The organism is Burkholderia sp. AU30198 (genome assembly GCF_020419825.1).
Classification (GTDB): Bacteria; Pseudomonadota; Gammaproteobacteria; order Burkholderiales; family Burkholderiaceae; genus Burkholderia.
In genome coordinates this window covers 446,068-466,179 of sequence record NZ_JAIZSA010000002.1, presented here as the reverse complement: position 1 = coordinate 466,179, position 20,112 = coordinate 446,068, and the positions used below count along the sequence as shown (strand labels likewise).

The 20,112-nt window shown below is 68.0% G+C and carries 16 protein-coding genes; 8 read left to right on the top strand and 8 right to left on the bottom strand.

The annotated features are described in order from the left end of the window. Positions 1-81 precede the first annotated feature (81 nt). Positions 82-1,116, bottom strand: a complete 1,035-nt coding sequence (locus LGN19_RS07700) for an AraC family transcriptional regulator (RefSeq protein ID WP_226213820.1) — start codon at positions 1,114-1,116, stop codon at positions 82-84. A gap of 137 nt (positions 1,117-1,253) precedes the next feature. On the opposite strand from LGN19_RS07700, the gene LGN19_RS07695 reads away from it, so the two are divergent. From LGN19_RS07695 to LGN19_RS07665, 7 genes are all read left to right on the top strand, one after another. Beyond that, a complete protein-coding gene (locus LGN19_RS07695) occupies positions 1,254-2,387 on the top strand; it encodes an acyl-CoA dehydrogenase family protein (RefSeq protein ID WP_023477775.1) in 1,134 nt (377 codons plus the stop codon). A gap of 162 nt (positions 2,388-2,549) precedes the next feature. Beyond that, positions 2,550-4,256: an AMP-binding protein gene (locus LGN19_RS07690; protein WP_226213819.1), complete on the top strand. Its 1,707-nt coding sequence runs from the start codon at positions 2,550-2,552 to the stop codon at positions 4,254-4,256. A 110-nt stretch (positions 4,257-4,366) separates the two neighbouring features. Continuing rightward, on the top strand, positions 4,367-5,881 hold the full coding sequence (locus LGN19_RS07685) for a CoA-acylating methylmalonate-semialdehyde dehydrogenase (protein ID WP_226213818.1): 1,515 nt from the start codon (positions 4,367-4,369) through the stop codon (positions 5,879-5,881). Between the two features lie 18 nt (positions 5,882-5,899). Next, positions 5,900-6,799, top strand: coding sequence for a 3-hydroxyisobutyrate dehydrogenase (mmsB, locus tag LGN19_RS07680; protein WP_011354325.1), 900 nt, complete (start codon positions 5,900-5,902; stop codon positions 6,797-6,799). Next, entirely contained in the window at positions 6,799-7,590 is a 792-nt protein-coding gene (locus LGN19_RS07675) for an enoyl-CoA hydratase (RefSeq protein ID WP_226214035.1), read from the top strand. Before mmsB ends, LGN19_RS07675 begins: the two co-directional genes overlap by 1 nt. Beyond that, positions 7,587-8,726, top strand: a complete 1,140-nt coding sequence (locus tag LGN19_RS07670; protein WP_226213816.1) for an enoyl-CoA hydratase/isomerase family protein — start codon at positions 7,587-7,589, stop codon at positions 8,724-8,726. Before LGN19_RS07675 ends, LGN19_RS07670 begins: the two co-directional genes overlap by 4 nt. Before the next feature lie 777 nt (positions 8,727-9,503). Further along, positions 9,504-10,547, top strand: a complete 1,044-nt coding sequence (locus LGN19_RS07665; RefSeq protein ID WP_122947738.1) for an AbrB family transcriptional regulator — start codon at positions 9,504-9,506, stop codon at positions 10,545-10,547. A 73-nt stretch (positions 10,548-10,620) separates the two neighbouring features. On the opposite strand, the gene LGN19_RS07660 is transcribed toward LGN19_RS07665, so the two are convergent. After that, the gene (locus LGN19_RS07660; protein WP_226213814.1) at positions 10,621-11,526 is read right to left on the bottom strand and encodes a LysR family transcriptional regulator; all 906 of its coding nucleotides are present in this window, start codon (positions 11,524-11,526) and stop codon (positions 10,621-10,623) included. A 178-nt stretch (positions 11,527-11,704) separates the two neighbouring features. On the opposite strand from LGN19_RS07660, the gene LGN19_RS07655 reads away from it, so the two are divergent. Next, positions 11,705-13,243, top strand: coding sequence for an MFS transporter (locus LGN19_RS07655; RefSeq protein ID WP_226213812.1), 1,539 nt, complete (start codon positions 11,705-11,707; stop codon positions 13,241-13,243). A 51-nt stretch (positions 13,244-13,294) separates the two neighbouring features. Here the strand turns inward: LGN19_RS07655 and LGN19_RS07650 are convergent, their stop codons facing one another. The 6 genes from LGN19_RS07650 to LGN19_RS07625 form a co-directional block, all read right to left on the bottom strand. Continuing rightward, on the bottom strand, positions 13,295-14,668 hold the full coding sequence (locus LGN19_RS07650) for an efflux transporter outer membrane subunit (RefSeq protein ID WP_226213810.1): 1,374 nt from the start codon (positions 14,666-14,668) through the stop codon (positions 13,295-13,297). A gap of 13 nt (positions 14,669-14,681) precedes the next feature. After that, positions 14,682-16,763, bottom strand: a complete 2,082-nt coding sequence (locus LGN19_RS07645) for a MacB family efflux pump subunit (RefSeq protein ID WP_226213807.1) — start codon at positions 16,761-16,763, stop codon at positions 14,682-14,684. A gap of 2 nt (positions 16,764-16,765) precedes the next feature. After that, on the bottom strand, positions 16,766-17,959 hold the full coding sequence (locus LGN19_RS07640) for an efflux RND transporter periplasmic adaptor subunit (RefSeq protein WP_226213804.1): 1,194 nt from the start codon (positions 17,957-17,959) through the stop codon (positions 16,766-16,768). Between the two features lie 480 nt (positions 17,960-18,439). Beyond that, the gene (locus LGN19_RS07635; RefSeq protein WP_226213800.1) at positions 18,440-19,021 is read right to left on the bottom strand and encodes an HD domain-containing protein; all 582 of its coding nucleotides are present in this window, start codon (positions 19,019-19,021) and stop codon (positions 18,440-18,442) included. Positions 19,022-19,175: 154 nt separating this feature from the next. Next, the gene (locus tag LGN19_RS07630; protein WP_122947731.1) at positions 19,176-19,403 is read right to left on the bottom strand and encodes a hypothetical protein; all 228 of its coding nucleotides are present in this window, start codon (positions 19,401-19,403) and stop codon (positions 19,176-19,178) included. Between the two features lie 129 nt (positions 19,404-19,532). Then, on the bottom strand, positions 19,533-20,099 hold the full coding sequence (locus LGN19_RS07625) for a helix-turn-helix domain-containing protein (RefSeq protein ID WP_122947730.1): 567 nt from the start codon (positions 20,097-20,099) through the stop codon (positions 19,533-19,535). Between the last annotated feature and the right edge of the window lie 13 nt (positions 20,100-20,112).

Here is a 20,112-nt window from a genome sequence, read left to right as displayed (position 1 = left end):
GGCGGAAAGGGCGTGAGCCCGATGCTTAAAGATTAGGCGGTTTCAGCGGAAAGCGCGAAGCGACGACCGTGCCGGCCGGCGTCAGCCCGCGCTGCCGCCCCGCGCGAGCACTTCGTCGCGATAGTCGGCCGGGCTGCGTCCGCTCCATTTGCGGAACGCGCGGTAGAACGCGCTCGGTTCCGCGAAACCGGTGGCAGCCGCGACGTCGGCGATCGTGCGCGCGGGGTCCGCCAGCGCCTCGAACGCGAGATCGCGCCGCAGCGTGTCCTTGATCGACTGGTACGCGTGGCCTTCCTGGTGCAGCTTGCGGCGCAGCGTCGCCTCGGCCACGTGCAGCCGCGCGGCCATTCCGCCCGCGCCCGGCCATGCGGCGGGCGGCATCCCGCGCAGCACCGCGCGCACCCGCTGCGCGAGCGCGTTCGGGTTGCGGTACTTGACGATGAAGCTGGCCGGCGCGTTGCGCAGGAACGTCTTCAGCGTCTTCGCGTTCTGTACGACCGGCAGCGTCGCGAATTCGGGATCGAAATCGACATACGAATCGGGTTCGTTGAACCGCATGTCGTCGCAGAACATCGACGGGTATTCGTGGTCGGCGGGCGGCGTGTCGCAGCGGAAGCTCGCGTGCAGCAGCGGGATGCGCCGCCCGATCAGCCAGCAGGTGAGCCCGTACACGATGATGAAATAGGTCGCGTACGTGAACATCGCGGGCGTCGCGCCGTTGTTGCGGTGCACGAAGCGCAGCCGCACGCGCTGCGGGTTCGCGTCGAGTTCCGCGTGCAGGTCGTCGAGCACGCAGTGCATGAAGTTCACCGCGCGCGCCATCGCGTGCAGCCCGTCGCGCGCGGACAGTGCCGCCTGGCTCATTGCGATGAAGCTGCCGCTGCGCATCGGGTGGCGATCCTGCCCGAAAAACTCGTCGTCCATCGTGCGCGCGATTGCGTTCCACAGCGCACCGTATTGCTGCGCGGATACGCGTGCGCGCGGCTGCCCGAGCAGCGCGGGCGTAATGCCGGCCTGCGCGAGCAGCGGGTCGGCGGCGACGCCGCGCCGGGTGGCGAGCGCGACGCTGTAAGCGACGAGGCTGATCGCGACGGTTCCCTTGTCTTCCTGCTTCATCCGTGCCGCCGGTGTGGCAAAAACGCTCAGTGTAAATGAGCGACGCGAGCATCGAACAGTCGCGCCTGCTTGCCTACACTTGTTGCATCGAAACGCAAGGACGGTCGCGCCCGGCGGCCGCGGGAGACAGCAGCACCATGGACGAGCTTTACACCGAAGACCAACGGATGATCCGCGATGCCGCACGCGCGTTTGCCACCGAGATGCTGGCACCGAACGCGGCGCAATGGGACCACGACGCGCACCTGCCCGACGCGATCGTCGCGCAGCTCGGCGAACTCGGCCTGCTCGGGATGATCGTGCCGCAGGAGCTGGGCGGCTCGTATACGGACTACGTGGCCTACGCGCTGGCGATGGAAGAGGTCGCCGCCGGCGACGCCGCGTGCGCGACGATGATGAGCGTGCACAACTCGGTCGGCTGCGGGCCGATCCTCGGCTTCGGCACGCCGGCGCAGAAGGATCGCTGGCTGGCCGACATGGCGGCCGGCCGCGTGATCGGCGCGTTCTGCCTGACCGAGCCGCATGCCGGCTCCGAGGCGAACAACCTGCGCACGCGTGCGGAACTGCGCGACGGCAAATGGGTGCTGAACGGCGCGAAGCAGTTCGTGACCAACGGCCAGCGCGCGGGTGTCGCGATCGTTTTTGCCATGACCGACCCGGAAGCCGGCAAGCGCGGCATTTCCGCGTTCCTGGTGCCGACCGATACGCCGGGCTTCATCGTCGGCAAACCCGAGAAGAAGATGGGCATCCGCGCGTCGGATACGTGCCCGATCACGTTCGAGAACTGCGCGATTCCGGAAGAGAACCTGCTCGGCAATCGCGGCGAAGGGCTGAAGATCGCTTTGTCGAACCTCGAGGGCGGCCGCATCGGCATCGCCGCGCAGGCGCTCGGCATCGCGCGCGCCGCGTTCGACAAGGCGCGCCGCTATGCGGGCGAGCGCGTGCAGTTCGGCAAGCCGATCGCCGAGCACCAGGCGATCCAGCAGAAGCTCGCCGACATGGCCGTGCAGATCAACGCCGCGCGCCTGCTCGTGCATCACGCGGCGAAGCTGCGCACGGCCGGGCTGCCGTGCCTGTCGGAAGCGTCGCAGGCGAAGCTGTTCGCGTCGGAGATGGCCGAGCGCGTGTGTTCGGACGCGATCCAGATCCACGGCGGCTACGGTTACCTGGTCGATTACGAAGTCGAGCGTCACTATCGCGACGCGCGCATCACGCAGATCTACGAAGGCACCAGCGAAGTGCAGCGGATGGTGATCGCGCGGCAGCTTTGAGCCGCGACGGTCGCCCCGTTTGAAGCATCACGCAGGACACGAGGGCAGCGCGGTGAACGCGGCACGCAACGACGTGACCATGCGCCGCGCAACAGGGAACCGGGCATGGGCTGCAGCGCATGCGCCGGTTGACCGCGAGGCATGGAGACTGGAGAAGACACGATGACGGTACAGGCATTCCTGGACGCACGCGACTTTCTGCTGCGCCACCGCACCGACTACGAAACCGCTTACCGCGAGTTCGAATGGCCGGTGCTCGATGCGTTCAACTGGGCGCTCGACTACTTCGACCCGATGGCGCGCGGCAATGACCAGCCCGCGCTGTGGATCGTCGACGCGGCGACCGGCACGGGCGATCCGTATTCGTTCGCGCAGATGTCCGAGCGCTCGTCGCGGATCGCGAACTGGCTGCGTTCGATCGGCGTCGTGCGTGGCGACCGGATCCTGCTGATGCTGCCGAACCGCGTCGAGCTGTGGGATGCGATGCTCGCCGCGATGAAGCTCGGCGCGATCGTGCTGCCTGCCACCACGCAACTGTCGCCCGACGACGTGCGCGACCGCGTGCAGATTGGCGGCGCGAAATACGCGATCGTCGACGAGAACGAAACCGCGAAATTCGAACAGCCCGATCTCGGCCTCGCGCAGAAGATCGTCGCCGGCGCGCCACGCGCGGGCTGGCTCGCCATGAACGACGGCTATGCGGCGAGCGCCGCGTTCGAGCCGGACGCGGTCACGCACGCGAACGATCCGATGCTGCTGTACTTCACGTCGGGCACGACGTCGAAGCCGAAGCTCGTCGAGCATACGCATCGCACCTATCCGGTCGGCCATCTGTCGACGATGTACTGGGTCGGCCTGCAGCCGGGCGACATCCACTGGAACATCAGCTCGCCGGGCTGGGCGAAGCACGCGTGGAGCTGCTTCTTCGCGCCGTGGAATGCGCAGGCGTGCGTGTTCGCATTCAACTACGCGCGCTTCGAGCCGAAGGTCGTGCTCGATGCGCTCGTCAAATACCAGGTGACGACGCTGTGCGCGCCGCCGACCGTGTGGCGCATGCTCGTGCAGCAGCCGCTCGCGTCGTTCGACGTGAAGCTGCGCGAGATCGTCGGCGCGGGCGAGCCGCTGAATCCCGAGATCATCGAGCGCGTGAAGAAGGCGTGGGGCATCGCGATCCGTGACGGCTACGGCCAGACCGAGACGACCTGCCTGATCGGCAACTCGCCGGGCCAGCCGGTCGTCGCGGGCTCGATGGGCCGGCCGCTGCCCGGCTACCGGATCGCGCTGCTCGACCCGGACGGCATGCCCGTGACCGAAGGCGAGGTCGCGCTGCCGATCGGCGCCGACGTCGCGCGCCCGGTCGGGCTGATGAAAGGCTATGCGAACAATCCCGACGCGACGGCCTACGCGATGCGCGACGGCCACTACCGCACGTCGGACATCGCGATGCGTGGCGACGACGGTTACTACGTGTACATCGGCCGCGCGGACGACGTGTTCAAGTCGTCCGACTACCGGCTGAGCCCGTTCGAACTCGAGAGCGTGCTGATCGAGCATCCGGCGATCGCCGAGGCGGCCGTCGTGCCGAGCCCCGACCCCGTGCGGCTGGCGGTGCCGAAGACCTTCATCATGCTGCGGCAGGGCTATGAGGAAAGTCCGGCGCTGGCCCTGGAGATCTTCCGTTTCTCGCGCGAGAAGCTCGCGCCGTACAAGCGGATCCGCCGCCTGCAGTTCGCGGAGCTGCCGAAGACGATCTCGGGGAAGATCCGCCGCGTCGAGCTGCGCCGCCGCGAGATCGAGCGCGGCGACGATGCAAGTGAACGGATGCCCGGCGAATACTGGGAAGAAGATTTCGCCGCTGAATTGAAGTGACGTGACCGCGGGCCGCGCGCGCCGCATGTCGCGGCCGCTGCCCGCAGCCGAATTGAACCGGCCGCGCGGCGATATCGCGCTTCGCGGCCCTCTGCAAGGAGCAAGGATCGATGAACGCGAATTCGAAAGACGTGCCGACGGTCAAGCTGCTGATCGACGGCGACTTCGTCGAGTCCGCCACGAACGAGTGGCGCGACATCGTCAACCCGGCGACGCAGCAGGTGCTCGCGCGCGTGCCGTTCGCGACGGTCGCGGAAGTCGACGCGGCCGTGCAGGCTGCGCACACCGCCTACGCGACGTGGAAGAACACGCCGATCGCCGCGCGCATGCGCATCATGCTGAAGTTCCAGGATCTCGTGCGCACGAACCAGCAGCGCATCGCGAAGACGCTGACGGCCGAGCAGGGCAAGACGATTCCCGACGCCGAAGGCGACATCTTCCGCGGCCTCGAAGTGGTCGAGCACGCATGCTCGATCGGTTCGCTGCAGCTCGGCGAATTCGCGGAGAACGTCGCGGGTGGCGTCGATACCTACACGCTGCGCCAGCCGCTCGGCGTGTGCGCGGGCATCACGCCGTTCAATTTCCCCGCGATGATTCCGCTGTGGATGTTCCCGATGGCGATCGTGTGCGGCAACACGTTCGTGCTGAAGCCGTCGGAGCAGGACCCGCTGTCCACGATGCAGCTCGTCGAACTCGCCATCGAGGCCGGCGTACCGAAAGGGGTACTGAACGTCGTGCACGGCGGCAAGGAAGTCGTCGACGCGATCTGCACGCATCCGCTCGTGAAGGCGATCTCGTTCGTCGGTTCGACGGCGGTCGGCACGCACGTGTACAACCTCGGCAGCGCGAACGGCAAGCGCGTGCAGTCGATGATGGGCGCGAAGAACCACGCCGTCGTGCTGCCCGACGCGAACCGCGAGCAGGCGATCAACGCGCTCGTCGGCGCGGGCTTCGGCGCGGCAGGCCAGCGCTGCATGGCGACGTCGGTCGCGGTGCTCGTCGGCAACGCGCGCGACTGGCTGCCGGACATCGTGGCGAAGGCGAAGGCGCTGAAGGTCAATGCGGGCGCGGAAGCCGGTACGGACGTCGGGCCGGTCGTGTCGAAGGCCGCGAAGGAGCGCATCCTGTCGCTGATCGACGCGGGCGTGAAGGAAGGCGCGAAGCTCGAACTCGACGGCCGCGACGTGCAGGTGACCGGCTACGAGCAGGGCAACTTCGTCGGCCCGACGATCTTCTCGGGCGTGAAGACGAACATGTCGGTCTATACGCATGAAATCTTCGGGCCCGTGCTGGTCGTGATGGAAGCCGACACGCTCGACGACGCGATCGCGCTCGTCAACGCGAACCCGTTCGGCAACGGCGTCGGCCTGTTCACGCAGAGCGGCGCGGCCGCACGCAAGTTCCAGAGCGAGATCGACATCGGCCAGGTCGGCATCAACATCCCGATCCCGGTGCCCGTGCCGTTCTTCAGCTTCACGGGTTCGCGCGGCTCGAAGCTCGGCGATCTCGGCCCGTACGGCAAGCAGGTCGTGCAGTTCTACACGCAGACCAAGACGGTCACCGCACGCTGGTTCGACGACGACACGACGGCCGGCCCGGTGAATACGACGATCCGGCTGCATTGAGCGGCGGAGGACACGAACATGAAAATCGGTTTTATCGGCCTCGGCCACATGGGCGCGCCGATGGCGCTGAACCTGCTGAAAGCAGGCCATGAAGTACATGCGTTCGACCTGAGCGCCGACGCATTGCGCGCGCTGCAGGACGCCGGTGCGCAGGTGGCCGCATCGCCGCGCGATGCCGCATCGGGCGCGACGTTCGTCATCACGATGCTGCCGGCCGCACCGCACGTGCGCTCGGTGCTGTCCGGCGAGAACGGCGTGCTCGCCGGCCTCGGCGCGGGCGCGACCGTGATCGATTCGAGCACGATCGACCCGGCGAGCGCGCAGGCGTTCGGCGCGCTGGTGCGCGAGCACGGCGGCGCGTTCGTCGATGCGCCCGTGTCGGGCGGCACCGGCGGCGCGGCGGCCGGCACGCTGACCTTCATGGTCGGCGGCAGCGACGCGGATTTCGAGCGCGTGAAGCCCGTGCTCGCCGGCATGGGCAAGAACATCGTCCATTGCGGCGCGACGGGCATGGGGCAGGTCGCGAAGGTCTGCAACAACCTCGTGCTCGGCATCTCGATGGCAGCCGTGTCGGAGGCGATGTCGCTCGGCGTCGCGCTCGGCATCGACCCGAAGGTGCTGGCCGGCATCGTCAACACGTCGACGGGCCGCTGCTGGAGCTCGGATACCTATAACCCGTATCCGGGCGTGATCGACACCGCGCCGTCGTCGCGCGGCTACTCGGGCGGCTTCGGCACCGACCTGATGCTGAAGGATCTCGGCCTCGCGAACGACGCCGCGAAGCAGGCCCGCCAGCCCGTCTATCTCGGCGCGCTCGCGCAGCAGCTGTACCAGACGATGAGCAGCCGTGGCGACGGCCAGCTCGATTTCTCGGCGGTGATCCGCCTGTACCAACCGGCAACGAAGAAGGACGCATGATGATCGAACTGGACTACGTCGACGACGGCGCGATCGCGTGCGCGACGCTCAAGCGTCCGCCCGCGAACGCCTTTACCGCCGACGGGCTGAAGCAATTGCAGGAAACCGTCGCCGAACTGAATGCGAACCCGCGCGTGCGTGCGCTGGTGATCACCGGCGACGGCCCGAAGTTCTTCAGCGCGGGTGCCGATCTCAACACGTTCGCCGAAGGCGACCGCGCGGTTGCACGCGCGATGGCGTCGCGCTTCGGCGCGGCGTTCGAGGCGCTGCACGACGCGCGCGTCGTGACCATTGCGGCGATCAACGGCTACGCGATGGGCGGCGGTCTCGAATGCGCGCTCGCGTGCGACCTGCGGATCGCGGAGACGCATGCGCAGATGGCGCTGCCCGAGCCGTCGGTCGGCCTGCTGCCGTGCGGGCTCGGCACGCAGACGCTGCCCTGGCTCGTCGGCGAAGGCTGGGCGAAGAAGATCATCCTGACCGGTGCGCGTGTCGATGCGGCCACGGCGCTGCGGATCGGCCTCGTCGAGGACGTCGTGGAGTCGGGCGCGGCGCGCGATGCGGCGCTGGCTCTGGCACGCAACGTCGTGCGGCAGAGCCCGCACGCGGTCGCGTACAGCAAGGAGCTGATCGGCCTCGCACGCCGCGGCGTGCCGCGCAGCGCGGCGCTCGCGGTCGAACGCGAGCGCTTCGTCGACCTGTTCGAGACGAATGACCCGCGCGAAGGCGTGGCCGCGTTCCTCGGCAAGCGCGCGCCGCAGTGGTACACCGATGGAGAGTCGCAACGATGAGCACGCCGGTCATGAATCACGACGCATTCGCGGAGCATGCACCCGAGGTGCTGTTCCGCGTGGTGAATCGCGTGGCGCTGATCACGCTGAACCGGCCGGCCGCGCTCAATGCGTTGTCGTACGCGATGATCGGCGAGCTGGCCGCGCTCCTCGAGCGCTGCCGCCACGACGATCAGATCGTCGCGGTCGTGCTGCGCGGTGCCGGCGAGAAGGGCTTCTGCGCGGGCGGCGACGTGCGCGCGCTGTACAGGATGGTCGCGCAGCGCGAAACCTGGCTGCCGTTCTTCGTCGACGAATACCGGCTCGACTACGCGATCCACACGTTCCCGAAGCCGGTGGTCGCGCTGATGGACGGCGTGACGATGGGCGGCGGCATGGGCCTCGCACAGGGCACGGCGCTGCGCGTCGCGACCGAGCGCAGCAAGATCGCGATGCCGGAGACGCGCATCGGCCTCGTGCCCGACGTTGGCGCGACGCATTTCCTGTCGCGTATGCCGGTCGAACTCGAACTGTACGTCGGGCTGACCGGTGCGATGCTGTCGGGCGCCGATGCACTGACCGCGAAGCTCGCGGATCTGTGCGTGCCGTCCGCGTGGCTCGACACGTTCGAGACGCGCATCGAAAGCGTCAAGTGGGAAGGCGATGCGTTGCCGCTGCTGCGCAAGGTGTTCGAGCCGCCGTGCAACGTCGTGCCGCATGCGGCGCTCGACAGCCAGATGCCGTGGATCGTGCGTCACTTCGACAAGCGCTCGACCGTCGAGCGGATCGTCGCGACGCTCACGCAGGATCTCGCACGCGAGGAACTGTCGCGCGAGCACCGGCAATGGCTGCAGGCGACGCTCGATGCGCTCACCGGCCATTCGCCGACGATGCTGTACGTGACGCGTGAGGCGCTGCTGCGTGGCCGCCAGATGACGCTGGCCGAATCGTTCCGGATGGAGCTCGGCATCGTCGCGCGCGCGATCGAGGAGGGCGACTTCTGCGAAGGCGTGCGCGCGCATCTCGTCGACAAGGATCGCAAGCCGCGCTGGGCGCCCGCGTCGCTCGTCGAGCTGCGCGCCGAACGCGTGCGGCATTTCCTCACGTCGCCGTGGAAGCTGTTCGCGCATCCGCTCGCGGCGCTGGGCGCGGATTGAACGGCCGGCACGCGGCCAGCAACCTGCAAGGCGGCGCATGCTTCGGCTGCGCCGCTTTTTTGTTTCGAGGTCGGCACGCATCCAGTGCCGGACATGCGAGAACACGCATTACCATCAGCCGCGCTAAATCACAATCGTCGGGATTGGATGAAAATCTCAATAATAATTTCCGGATTCAAGGGCGACGGACGAGGGTTTCTGCTTGCCATGGAATCGGCAAAACCTTTAATATCATCAAACAAAATTTGATTGCCGGTTCGATAATTTAAAGTCGCCTTATCGAAAGCGCGTATGAAAATGCCGCTATTCGATAAAAATCCGAGGCAAGCATGGGGCAAAGGGACTATTCCGGGCAGGGTGCAGTGTTGCCTGCGACTGGACGTTCCAATGGGGCGTACTGGCAACGCCACCGTGGCCGCCCGTCCATGGTGCACGGGTTGGCTTGCTGAGTCGTGCCGGTTGCGCGGATTCCGCGAGATGAATCAGGCGTTCGGCCATCGGTCAGGGCGTCGGTTTGCGTCCGGGCGCGTGGCTGCTGCTCGATTGGCGGCAGTCGTGCTTCAACTGCATTTTCAGAAGAATTCGTTACGCATCCGGTGTTTCAGCGTGAGTTGACATGTGTTTCGTCGCGTCTTGATTGGATGCGTGAATGATGGATGATTGAATCTGAAATAATCGAATGTTCTGTTTTTGAGTTTGACATTTCATTTCAACTCCTTCTAATTACATTTCCATGTGGATTGGCCGGAGCGTGGCAGACGGTCGGGGCGCTGCCCGATGAAGACACTCGCGTATCTTGCCGGCCTGACCGCGGTCGGGCTGGTGCTGCGGTATGCGGGCGTTCCGCATGGCCTGCTGCTCGGCGCGATTCTCGCCGCAACGATCGCGACCAGCCGGTTCGGTTTCGCGCCCAGGTTGCGCTTCGGCCTCGAGTTCGTGCAGATCGTGCTCGGCACGGCGACCGGCTTGATGTTCAGGTCGTGGGACACGCAGATGGTCGTCGCGATCGTGCCGAGCCTGGGCGTCCTGCTCTTGTGCCTGGCCGCGCAGATCGTGGTCGGCAGTCTCTGGCTGTCCCGCGTCTCGCGCTGGAACCGGGCCGATGCACTGCTGGCCGTCTATCCCGGCGCACTCGCCGCAGTATTCGACCTGCTGGAATCCGAGCGTGCGTCGGCCAAGGTGATCGTCGTGCATCTCGTGCGGCTCGTGTCGATCACGGTGCTGGTCAGTTGTTTCATTCCGGCGCAGGTGGGCGCGCCGCAGCAAGTTGCCGTCGCTGCGCTGCCGGTCGCGACGGTGCTGGCGCTCACGGGGCTGGTGGCGCTGAGCGTGCTGGTCGGGCGGACGTTGCTCGGATTCGGTATTCCGGCACCGTTCATGATCACGGCCATCGTGCTGACCGGCGTGTTCGTGCGAGCGGGGTGGCTGCCTGACGTCGAGGTGCCGGCGTGGTGTGTCGATGCGGCGTCGGTCATCCTGGGCGCGCTGATCGGCGCGCAGTTCAGGCAGATCACGCTGGCGGACGGGCTGCGATACGGCCGAACCGGCGTTGCATGCATCGCGCTGATGCTGATGGTGGCCGGTGCGTTCGCGTGGGGGATGGCGCGGCTGTCCGGCTACGGGGTGCTGCCGCTGTGGCTCTCGTATGCGCCTGGCGCCATCGAGACGATCACGATCGTCGCCTACGGCGGCGGCTTGAACGTCGTGTTCGTCCTGTCTCATCATCTGACGCGGCTGGTCGTGCTGCATTTCGCGCCGGCGGCACTCGCCCGCGCGCGCCGCCGGCGGATGCTGGCGATCGACGGCGGCGACGCGAAATAGCGCGGACAGGGCGGACATGTCGCCCGCGCCCGTGCGGGCGCGGCGCGATCCCCGGCGCCGTGCGCCGTCCCGCCTACCGCTCGATCATCGGCGGAATCGCCTGCGCGAACGCGTCGATCACGCAGCGCGTCTTGCGCGGCAGGTAGCGCGTCTTCGGCCAGATCGCGTGGATGTCGCCTTCGCAGACGAAGCAACGGTCGAGCACGACCGTCATCTCGCCGCGCGTCACGTAATGATCGAGCAGCCAGCTCGGCAGCCACGCGATCCCGAACCCCGATGCGCCGGCCGTCGCGATCGCCTGCACGTCGTCGAAACTGAGCTGGTGCGGCATGTCGATCCGTACCGTCGACCCGTCCGGCGCGCGCAAGTCCCACGGGTGAACCACACCCGAGCGGGAATACGCGATTGTCCGGTGGTGCTTCAGATCGTCGAGCGTCTTCGGCATCCCGTAGCGGGCGAGATACGACGGCGCCGCGCCGAGGCTGCCGTATTGCGTGCCGAGCCGCCGCACCGCGAGGCTCGTGCTGTCCGCAAGCGTGCCGATCCGCACCGCGAGGTCGATGCCTTCCTCGACGAGATCGACGAAGCGGTCGGTGATCGACACGTCGATCCGCAGATGCGGATAGGTGCGCGCGAGGTCGAGCACGATGGGCGTCACGCAGTGGTGCCCGAACGCGAGCGGCACGCTCAGGCGCAGCTTGCCGCGCGGCTCGTTGCGGCCGCAGTCGAGGTCGGCTTCCGCCGCGTCCAGTTCCGCGAGCGCGCGCACGCAGCGGTCGTAGTACGCCTGGCCGTCGTCGGTCAGGCTCTGGCTGCGCGTCGTGCGCTGCAGCAGCCGCGCGCCGAGCCGCTTCTCGAGCCGCGCGACCGCCTTGCCGACGGCCGAACGCGTCATGTCGAGCCGCTCCGCGGCGAGCGCGAAGCTGCCCGATTCCACTACCTGGACGAAGGTCGTCACGCCGTCGAGTCTGTCGGTCATGGGAGGGTGGGGTGATTGAGTCCTGCAGTTCCCCAGTCTGGAGAAATGCGTGCGTCAATGGGGATGGGAATTCTCACTATAGTACCGATTCCCGTCCAGCGTGCGTCGCCGGCCGCACGCGGCGAATCCTTCTCATCTGGAGGCGCACGGCCCGTTGCCGGGCCGCGGCGCAATACGCATGACGCTATCCGACTCCCGCAGGAATGCGGTCGCGCTCGCGGCCGTCTGTCTCACGTCGCTGATGTTCGGCCTCGAAATCTCGAGCGTGCCGGTGATCCTGCCGACGCTCGAACACGTGCTGCACGGCGATTTCAACGGCATGCAGTGGATCATGAATGCATACACGATCGCGTGCACGACCGTGCTGATGGCGGCCGGCACGCTCGCCGACCGGTTCGGTCGCAAGCGCGTGTATGTGATCGGCACCGTGCTGTTCGGCGCGACGTCGCTGCTGTGCGGGCTCGCGCCGAACGTGCCGGTGCTCGTCGCGGGCCGGCTGCTGCAGGGCGCGAGCGGCGGCGCGATGCTGATCTGCCAGATTGCCGTGCTGTCGCACCAGTTCCGCGAGGGCCGCGAGCGCGGCCGCGCGTTCGGGATCTGGGGAATCGTGTTTGGCATCGGGCTCGGGTTCGGGCCGATCGTCGGCGGCGCGATCGTCGCGCTGGCAAGCTGGCCGTGGGTGTTCCTCGTCCATGCGCCGCTCGCGGCCGTCGCGCTCGTGCTGATCGGCGGCGCGGTGCAGGAGTCGCGCGATCCGCACGCGGGCTCGCTCGACGTGGCGGGCATCGTCACGCTGTCGCTGGCGGTGCTCGGCCTGGCGTTCTACATCACGCAAAGCGCGGAACTCGGGCTGACCAGCGCCGCCGGCCTCGGCGTGCTCGGGGCGACTGTGTTGGCGCTGGTCGGCTTCGTCGTCGCGGAACGCGCCAGCGCACGGCCGATGTTCGACTTCTCGGTGTTCCGGATCCGCGCGTTCACCGGCGCGATCTTCGGCTCGATGGGGATGAACTTCAGCTTCTGGCCGTTCATGATCTATCTGCCGATCTGGTTCCAGGTCGCGCTTGGCTACGACAGCGTGACGGCCGGCCTCGCGTTGCTCGCGTACACGTTGCCGACGCTGGTCGCGCCGCCGTTCGGCGAACGGCTCGCGCTGCGCTACGGGCCGGGCGTCGTGATTCCCGGCGGCCTGTTCACGATCGCGGCGGGTTTCGCGCTGATGCGGATCGGCAGCGCGGCCGACCATGCGAGCTGGATCACGATGCTGCCCGGCTGCGTGATCGCCGGCATCGGGCTCGGGCTCACGAACACGCCCGTGACCAACACGACGACGGGCGCGGTGCCGAGCTCGCGGGCCGGGATGGCGTCGGGCATCGACATGAGCGCGCGGATGATCTCGCTTGCGCTGAACATCGCGGCGATGGGCTTCGTGCTGGTCGCGGGGATCGTCGCGAGCCTGAAGGCCGGTGTCGCGGGCACGATCGGCGACGCGGCGCTGCGCCGGCTTGCGCAGGAGATTGCATCCGGGCGGACCGACGGGCTGCACGAGATCGCCCCGGCGCTCGCGCAGGCCGACCCGACCGGCGCGGCGCTGCATGCGGCGCTCGTGCACGGGTTCGGTTGGGTGATGGTGTACGGCGCGGCAGGCGTGGCCGTGCTCGCGACGGCGAGCGTGGTGGCGTTTGCGCCGGCGCGGCGCAGGGCGCCCGTGTGCGAATGACGGCGTGCGTGGCCGGTGCGGCTGGCGTGGCCGGCCCTGCACGCGCGCCAGTCAGGACATCCCGCCGCCGAGCGCGCGGTACAGCGTCATCTGGTTGTTGAGCCGGTCCAGCCGCGTCTGTTCGTCGGCGCTTTGCGCGTCGCGCAGCCGCTGCTGCTGGTCGAGCCACGGCTGCACGGCGGTCGCGCCGGCCGCGAACCGCGTGGCGGCCAGCCGCTCGGCGCGCTGCGCCTGGGCCAGCGACAGCGCGCGCTGTTCGGCTTCGCGTTCGAGCTGCACGCGTGCCGACAGCGCGTTCTCGACTTCCGCGAGTGCCGTGTAGAGCTTCTGGCGGAACCCGACGACCGCTTCCTCGTACTGCGTTTTCGACACCTTGATCTGCAACTGCATCGTGTTCCACTGGATGAACGGCAGGGCAAGGCCGAGCCCGAGCGTGCCGACCGGATTCATCAGCACGCGCTCGAGGCTCGTGCTCGACGTGCCGGCCTGACCGGTCAGCGTGAAGGTCGGGTAGAAGCTCGTGCGTGTCGCGTCGACGTTCGCGAGCGATTCGCGCAGCCGGAATTCCGCCGCACGCAGGTCGGGGCGCCGGCCGAGCAGGCTGGCCGGCAGGCCGGCCGCCACTTCCGGCGGTGCCGCGACGGGCAGCGCCGACGGTTCGGCCACGAGTTGCTGCGGCGGCCGGTCGAACAGGATCGCGAGGGCGTGACGGTTCTCGGTGCGTTGCTGGATCAGGCGGGTCTGGGCGGCGCGTTGCGCGGCGAGGCTCTGTTCGGCTTGCGCCAGGTCGAGCCCCGACACGGCACCGGCCGTGTGTCGTGACCGGACGACCGCGAGCGTGCGTACCGCATACGCGATGTTCGCGTCGCCGAGCGCGATCTGACGGTTCAGATAGCCGATCTGCCAGTACAGCGATGCGGTCGTGCCGATCAACGACAGCCGCGCGGCTTCGAGATCGGCGGCCGTCGCGTCGGCTTCCCAGCGCGCGGCGTCGCGCAGCGCGGCCAGCCGGCCCCACAGGTCGATTTCATAGCTGAGCGAACCGGTTATGCCGCTCGACCGGCTCATCTGGTGCGTATCGAGCGTGCGCGACACGGCGCCGTTCGCGCCGAGCGACACGCTGGGCGTCAGGTTCGTATCCGCGAGGCCGGCCTGCAGTTGCGCGCGGTACACGCGGATCGCCGCGATCGCGAGGTCGTTGTTGGCGCGCAGCGCATCGTCGATCAGCGCGTCGAGTTGCGGATCGCCGAAGCTGCGCCACCAGTCGCGCGTCGTGGCCGGCGCGTTGGCGGCAACCGGCGCCGCCCAGTTCGCCGGCATCGCGACGGCGGGCAGCGACTCATGGCGCGCGCCCGCGCAGCCGGCGAGCAGCGCGGCCGCGCACGCGAAGGCGCCCAGGCGGTGAAGCGGTGAGGAATGCGTCATGGCGGGCCTTGCGTCAGTCGCGCGCGAGCGCATCGATCGGATCGAGCCGCGACGCATTGCGCGCGGGCATGAAGCCGAATATCACACCGGTGAGCGTCGAGCAGACGAACGCGGTCACGATCGCGCCGGCCGAGAACACCATCTTCCACTGCGCGACGAACATCGAGAACAGCGCGCCGAGCCCGAACGACAGCGCGATGCCGATCGTGCCGCCGAGCAGGCAGACGAGCACGGCCTCGACGAGAAACTGCTGCAGGATGTCGGACTGGCGCGCGCCGACTGCCATCCGGATGCCGATCTCGCGCGTGCGCTCGGTGACCGACACCAGCATGATGTTCATCACGCCGATCCCGCCGACGACGAGCGAGATCACGGCGATCAGCGACAGCAGCAAGGTGAGCGACTGGCCGGTCTTCTCGACGGTCTTCACCACGCTGTCCATGTTGTATGTGAAGAAGTCCTTGCGGCCGTGGCGCTGCGTCATCAGCTTCTCTAGGCTCTTTTCGGCGGCGGCGCTCGGTTGCCCGTCGCGCACCCGCACGGTGATGCTGTCGAGATGGCGCTGCCCGAACAGGCGCCCGCTCGCGGTCGTGTACGGCACCCACACGTTCAGGCTCTTCACGCTGCCGAATGCGCTTTTCTTGTCGGCCGTCACGCCGATCACGACGCACGGCACGTTGTCGACCAGGATCACTTCGCCGATCGGGTTGCGTGTCGCGCCGAACAGCTTGCGGCGCGTGTTCTGGTCGATCACGGCCACCTGCACCTGGCGGCGCACCGCGTCCTCGTCGAACGCGACGCCCAGCGCGAAGCGCATTCCGCGCGCCTGGAAGAAGCGATCGCCGACGCCGCTCACGAGCGCGTTCACGTCGACGTTGCGGTAGCGCAGCAGCAGCGTGCGCGACGTTTCGGGCGTCGCGCTGTCGACGTACGGCTGCTCGGCGAGCGCGGCGACATCCGCGGGCACGAGTGTCTGGATCGCGTCGGCGCGGCTGTCACCCCAGTCGGTGCCCGGATAGATGTTGATCGTGTTGGTGCCGATGCTGCCGATCTCGTCGAGCATGTAGCGCTTCGCGCCTTCGCCGATCGCGACGATCGACACGACCGACGTGATGCCGATGATGATGCCGAGCATCGTCAGCAGCGTGCGCAGCCGGTGCGACACGAGTGCGATCCATGCCATCCGGCAGGCCTCGGCGAAGCGGCCGGAGCCGGCCGCGAAGCGGTGCGTGCGCGTGCCGGTATCGGCATGCGCATCGGTGTCGACGGATGCGGGCGGCGGTAGCGTGTCGTGGCGATCGCGGGCGTGCGACGTGCGGGCGTGCGACGCGCGGGCGGCGGCTTCGCTCGCTTCCGCGGAGTCGACACCCGCTTCCTCGAGCGCTTCCTCGAGCGCTTCCGCGTAGTGGCGATTCGGGCGGTCCGCGACGATCTCGCCGTCGCTGATCTCGATGATGCGCCGCGCATGGCGCGCAACGGCCTTGTCGTGCGTGACGATGACGATCGTATGGCCGAGCGCGTTCAGCTCGTGCAGGATGCGGATCACGTCCTGGCCGCTTTTCGTGTCGAGCGCGCCGGTCGGTTCGTCGGCGAGGATCACCTGGCCGCCGTTCATCAGTGCGCGCGCGATGCTCACGCGCTGCTGCTGGCCGCCGGACAGTTGCCCGGGGCGATGGTGCGCGCGATCCGCGAGCCCGAGGCGCGCGAGCAGTTCGCGTGCGCGTGCGTGCCGTTCCGCACGCGGGGTGCCGGCGTAGATCGCGGGCATTTCGAGGTTCGCGACCGCGTCGACGTGCGGCAGCAGGTGATAGCGCTGGAACACGAAGCCGAAGTGTTCGCGGCGCAGTTGCGCGAGCTCGTCGCTGTCGAGCATGTGCGTGTCGCGGCCGCCGACCGTGTAGGTGCCTTCGCTCGGGTGGTCGAGGCAGCCGAGGATGTTCATCAGCGTCGACTTCCCGGAGCCCGACGCACCGACGATCGCGACGATCTCGCCCGCGTGGATCGACAGGTTGACGTTGTTCAGGACGACGACGTCCTTGTCGCCGGCCGGAAAGCGTCGTGTGACGGCAGCGAGTTTCAGCAGGGGCTGGCTCATCGTCACACCACGTCCGCCAGCGGCGCGTGGTCGTCACCGGCCGCTTCGCCGATCACGACGCGTTCGCCGTCCTTCAGGCCGGCCAGCACTTCGACGCGCACGTTGTTGTTGATGCCGATGCGGATATTGCGCGTTTCCGTGCTGCCGTCGGCGCGCAGCACGCGCACCGCGTAGGTGCCGTCCTTGCGTTTTTCGCCGAGCGCGGCGGCCGGAATGCTCAGTGCGTTGCGTGCGTTGCCGAGCACGATGCTGACTTGCGCGGTCATCGAGATGCGCAGCCGATGCTCGGGATTCGGTACTTCGAACAGTGCGTTGTAGAACACGGCGGAGTTCGGCTTCGAGCCGCCGCCCGCACCACCGCCGAGCGAGCTCTGCGCTTCGGCGTAGTTCTGCGGTGCCGGCTCGATCGCGCGCAGCTTGCCGTAGTGGCGCTTGTCCGGTTCGCCGAGGATCGTGAAATACGCGGTCTGGCCGCCACTTACGCGGATCACGTCGGCTTCCGACACTTGCGCCTTCACGGTCATCGTGTCGAGCTCGGCGAGCTTCAGGATCACCGGCGCCTGTTGCTGCGCGATCACGGTCTGGCCTTCCTGCGTGACGACCGCGACGACCTCGCCGTCGATCGGCGCGACGATGCGCGTGTAGCCGAGATTGGCCTGCGCGGTTTCGATCTGGATGCGGGCCGAGCGGATCTGCGCGGCGAGCGACGCGAGTGTCGCTCGCTGCACGTCGAGCGTCGCGCGTGCGGCCTCGAACGATTCGCGCGAGGTCGCATCGTCGGGCAGCATCGCCTGCTGGCGCTTGAACGCGAGTTCCGCCTGCGTCAGTTGCGCGGCGGTCGATTGCTGCTGCGCGCGCAGGCTTTCTTCGCTGGCGCGGGCCTGGCGCAGCGCGTTTTCCGAGATCACGGGATCGATCTCGGCGAGCCACTGGCCCTTCGTGACCTTGTCGCCGAGCTTGACCTTCAGCGACTTCAGCTGCCCCGACACCTGGGCGCCGACGTCGACCTGCCGGAACGCCTGCAACGCACCGGTGGCGAGCACCGCGTTCTCGAGATCGCCGCGCGAGACGGGCGCGGACAGATATTGCGGATGCTTGTCGGGCGCGCACGCCTTCAGCGTGACGCCGGCGGCGATCGCGACGATGGCAATGGAAGCCAGCACGATGCGCCGGCGGCGAGGGGTCTTCTGAGTCATGAGCGTGCGGCGACGATGAAGCGATGCCGGCGATGCGTGCGGCCGGGCGGGACGATCCGGTCGGCGTCGCATGCCGGGCAGGGTGCCCGCGACGGCATCCGCGCACGCATCGCGCGGCCGTGCCGGGTCGAATCAGCCGCTCATGGTAAGGGAGGAAATCACGCCAAATCGTGTGGAAATTGTGCTGAATTGTACGAACGCCGCCCTGGAGCCGGGGGCGAGCGGTGTCATTGTTGCAATCTGTCAGAGCGGCGGGCGAAGGCCGGTGTGCGTGTTGCGGCCTGCGTTAACGTGCGTTAACGCTGCGCGGCGACGCGTGCCATCGTCGGCCATTCGCGTTCGTCGTCGAGCGCGGTCAGCGCATCGACTTGTTCCTGCGTCGGCTCCCGTTCGTCGAGGTGGGTGAGCGTGAAGCCGCTGCCGATCAGCAGGTTCGCGAGCGTGTCGAGCGTGCGGTGCCGCGCCCCCGATCGCGCGCGCTTACGCGCGCTGCCCGCCCGAGTCGATCCGGCGTTGCGTGTCGGCGTCGACGATGTCGCGGATCGCGCTGAACAGCGGCGCGGCGTCGGTATAGCGGCGGCCGTAGCCGAGATTGAACGCGTAGTCGAAATCGGGTGGATTGCTGCCCTGGTTGTGCTGCAGGATCGTCTCCAGCTTGTCGAGCGCCTTCGCGGCGCGCGCTTCCGGCGTATCCGCCGCCTCGTATTCGTCCCACAGCGCGACGATCTCGTCGCGCGACGCGGGATCGAGCGCCGCGGTCAGCGTCAGCAGGTCGTCGCGTTCGTGCGCGCTTTTGTCGGGATGCGCGGCCTGTTCGATCGCGGGAATGTCGCCGTGCAGCGCCTCGCCGAGATCGTGGACGATGCACAGCTTCAGCAGTTTCAGCGTGTCGATGCCGGGCAGCGCGTCGGCGAACACGAGCGCCATCAGGCACAGCCGCCAGCTGTGCTCGGCCGTGCTTTCCGTGCGCCCGGACGACGTGTAGCCGCTGCGCAGCACGTCCTTCAGGCGTTCGGCCTCGCGCAGGAAAGCGAGCCGTGCGTGGATCGTATCGGGGGTCATGGTCGGCGTCCTTGCGATGAGCCGTCAAGCGTAATGCGGCGGTGCGCGGTTCGTCCACGCATGAAATATGCGTGTTGGGGGCGAGCATGGGGCGATGCCGTGAAGCGGTCGCGGGCCGGGTCGGGCTCGCCGACGGGAATACTTTGCCGTGCGCTTACTTCGGCCCAAGTCCGAACGTCAGCGCAATTCCGGACCAGCACAGCAGGACGACGAAGCCGATCTGAACAATCAGGACCAGCGCGAATGCATAGGGGCGACTGCGGCGCGCCACCCGTGTACCGCCGGCGTTGGCGACACCCGAGCGTAGCGCGTGCAGTATCGCGGCACCGATGTAGAAAGCGAGCACGCCGAACACGAGGTCCAGCACGATGAGCCTCAACATCCGGCGCTCCCTGCGGCGGGACTGCCATTCACGATGAAGTCCTCCGCGTGGCGGGCGCCAGGCGTCGAAGCGCGCTGCGCCGTCACCGAATCGGATGGCGGTTGTATGCCACGCGTTGCGATCCAGCGATTACGCATCCTCGAGCGTCTCCACGAGCCGCGCGGCCGAGCCATCCGACAGCGTCATCCGCGTCCACCGGCACCTGCTGCCGCGGATCGGCACGACCTGCGACGCATTCGCGCCGGTGTCGAATTCGACGCTCGGCGGCCCCGCGCGGTCATGCCAGCCGAGCGTGTCGAGCGCGGCTTCCATGCGGACGATCTCCGGGCTCGCGTAGCGCCACAGCGACGTGCCGAGCAGCATCGACAGCGGCTGCGAGAATTCGGCCGCGCGTGCCGAAGAAGACGCGAGCAGGCGGTGCGTGAGGTCGCACACGAGATGCATGCGGCCCGCGCTGCCCGAGACGAGCCGCGCGAGCGCGTAGTCGCCCGCGGAATCGAGACGCGCGGCGAGCAGCCGCTCGGCCGTCGCGCGCTCGTCGGGCGACATCTGCTGGCGGCCGGCTTCCCAGCGGGAGATCGTCGATTGCGCGACGCCGAACAGGTCGGCCGCATGGCTTTGCTTGACGCGGTGCAGCGCGCGCCAGCGCTTGAGTTGCGGGCCGAGCGAGGACGGATGAAGCGAAGGGTCACGCATGTCGATGCTCCTC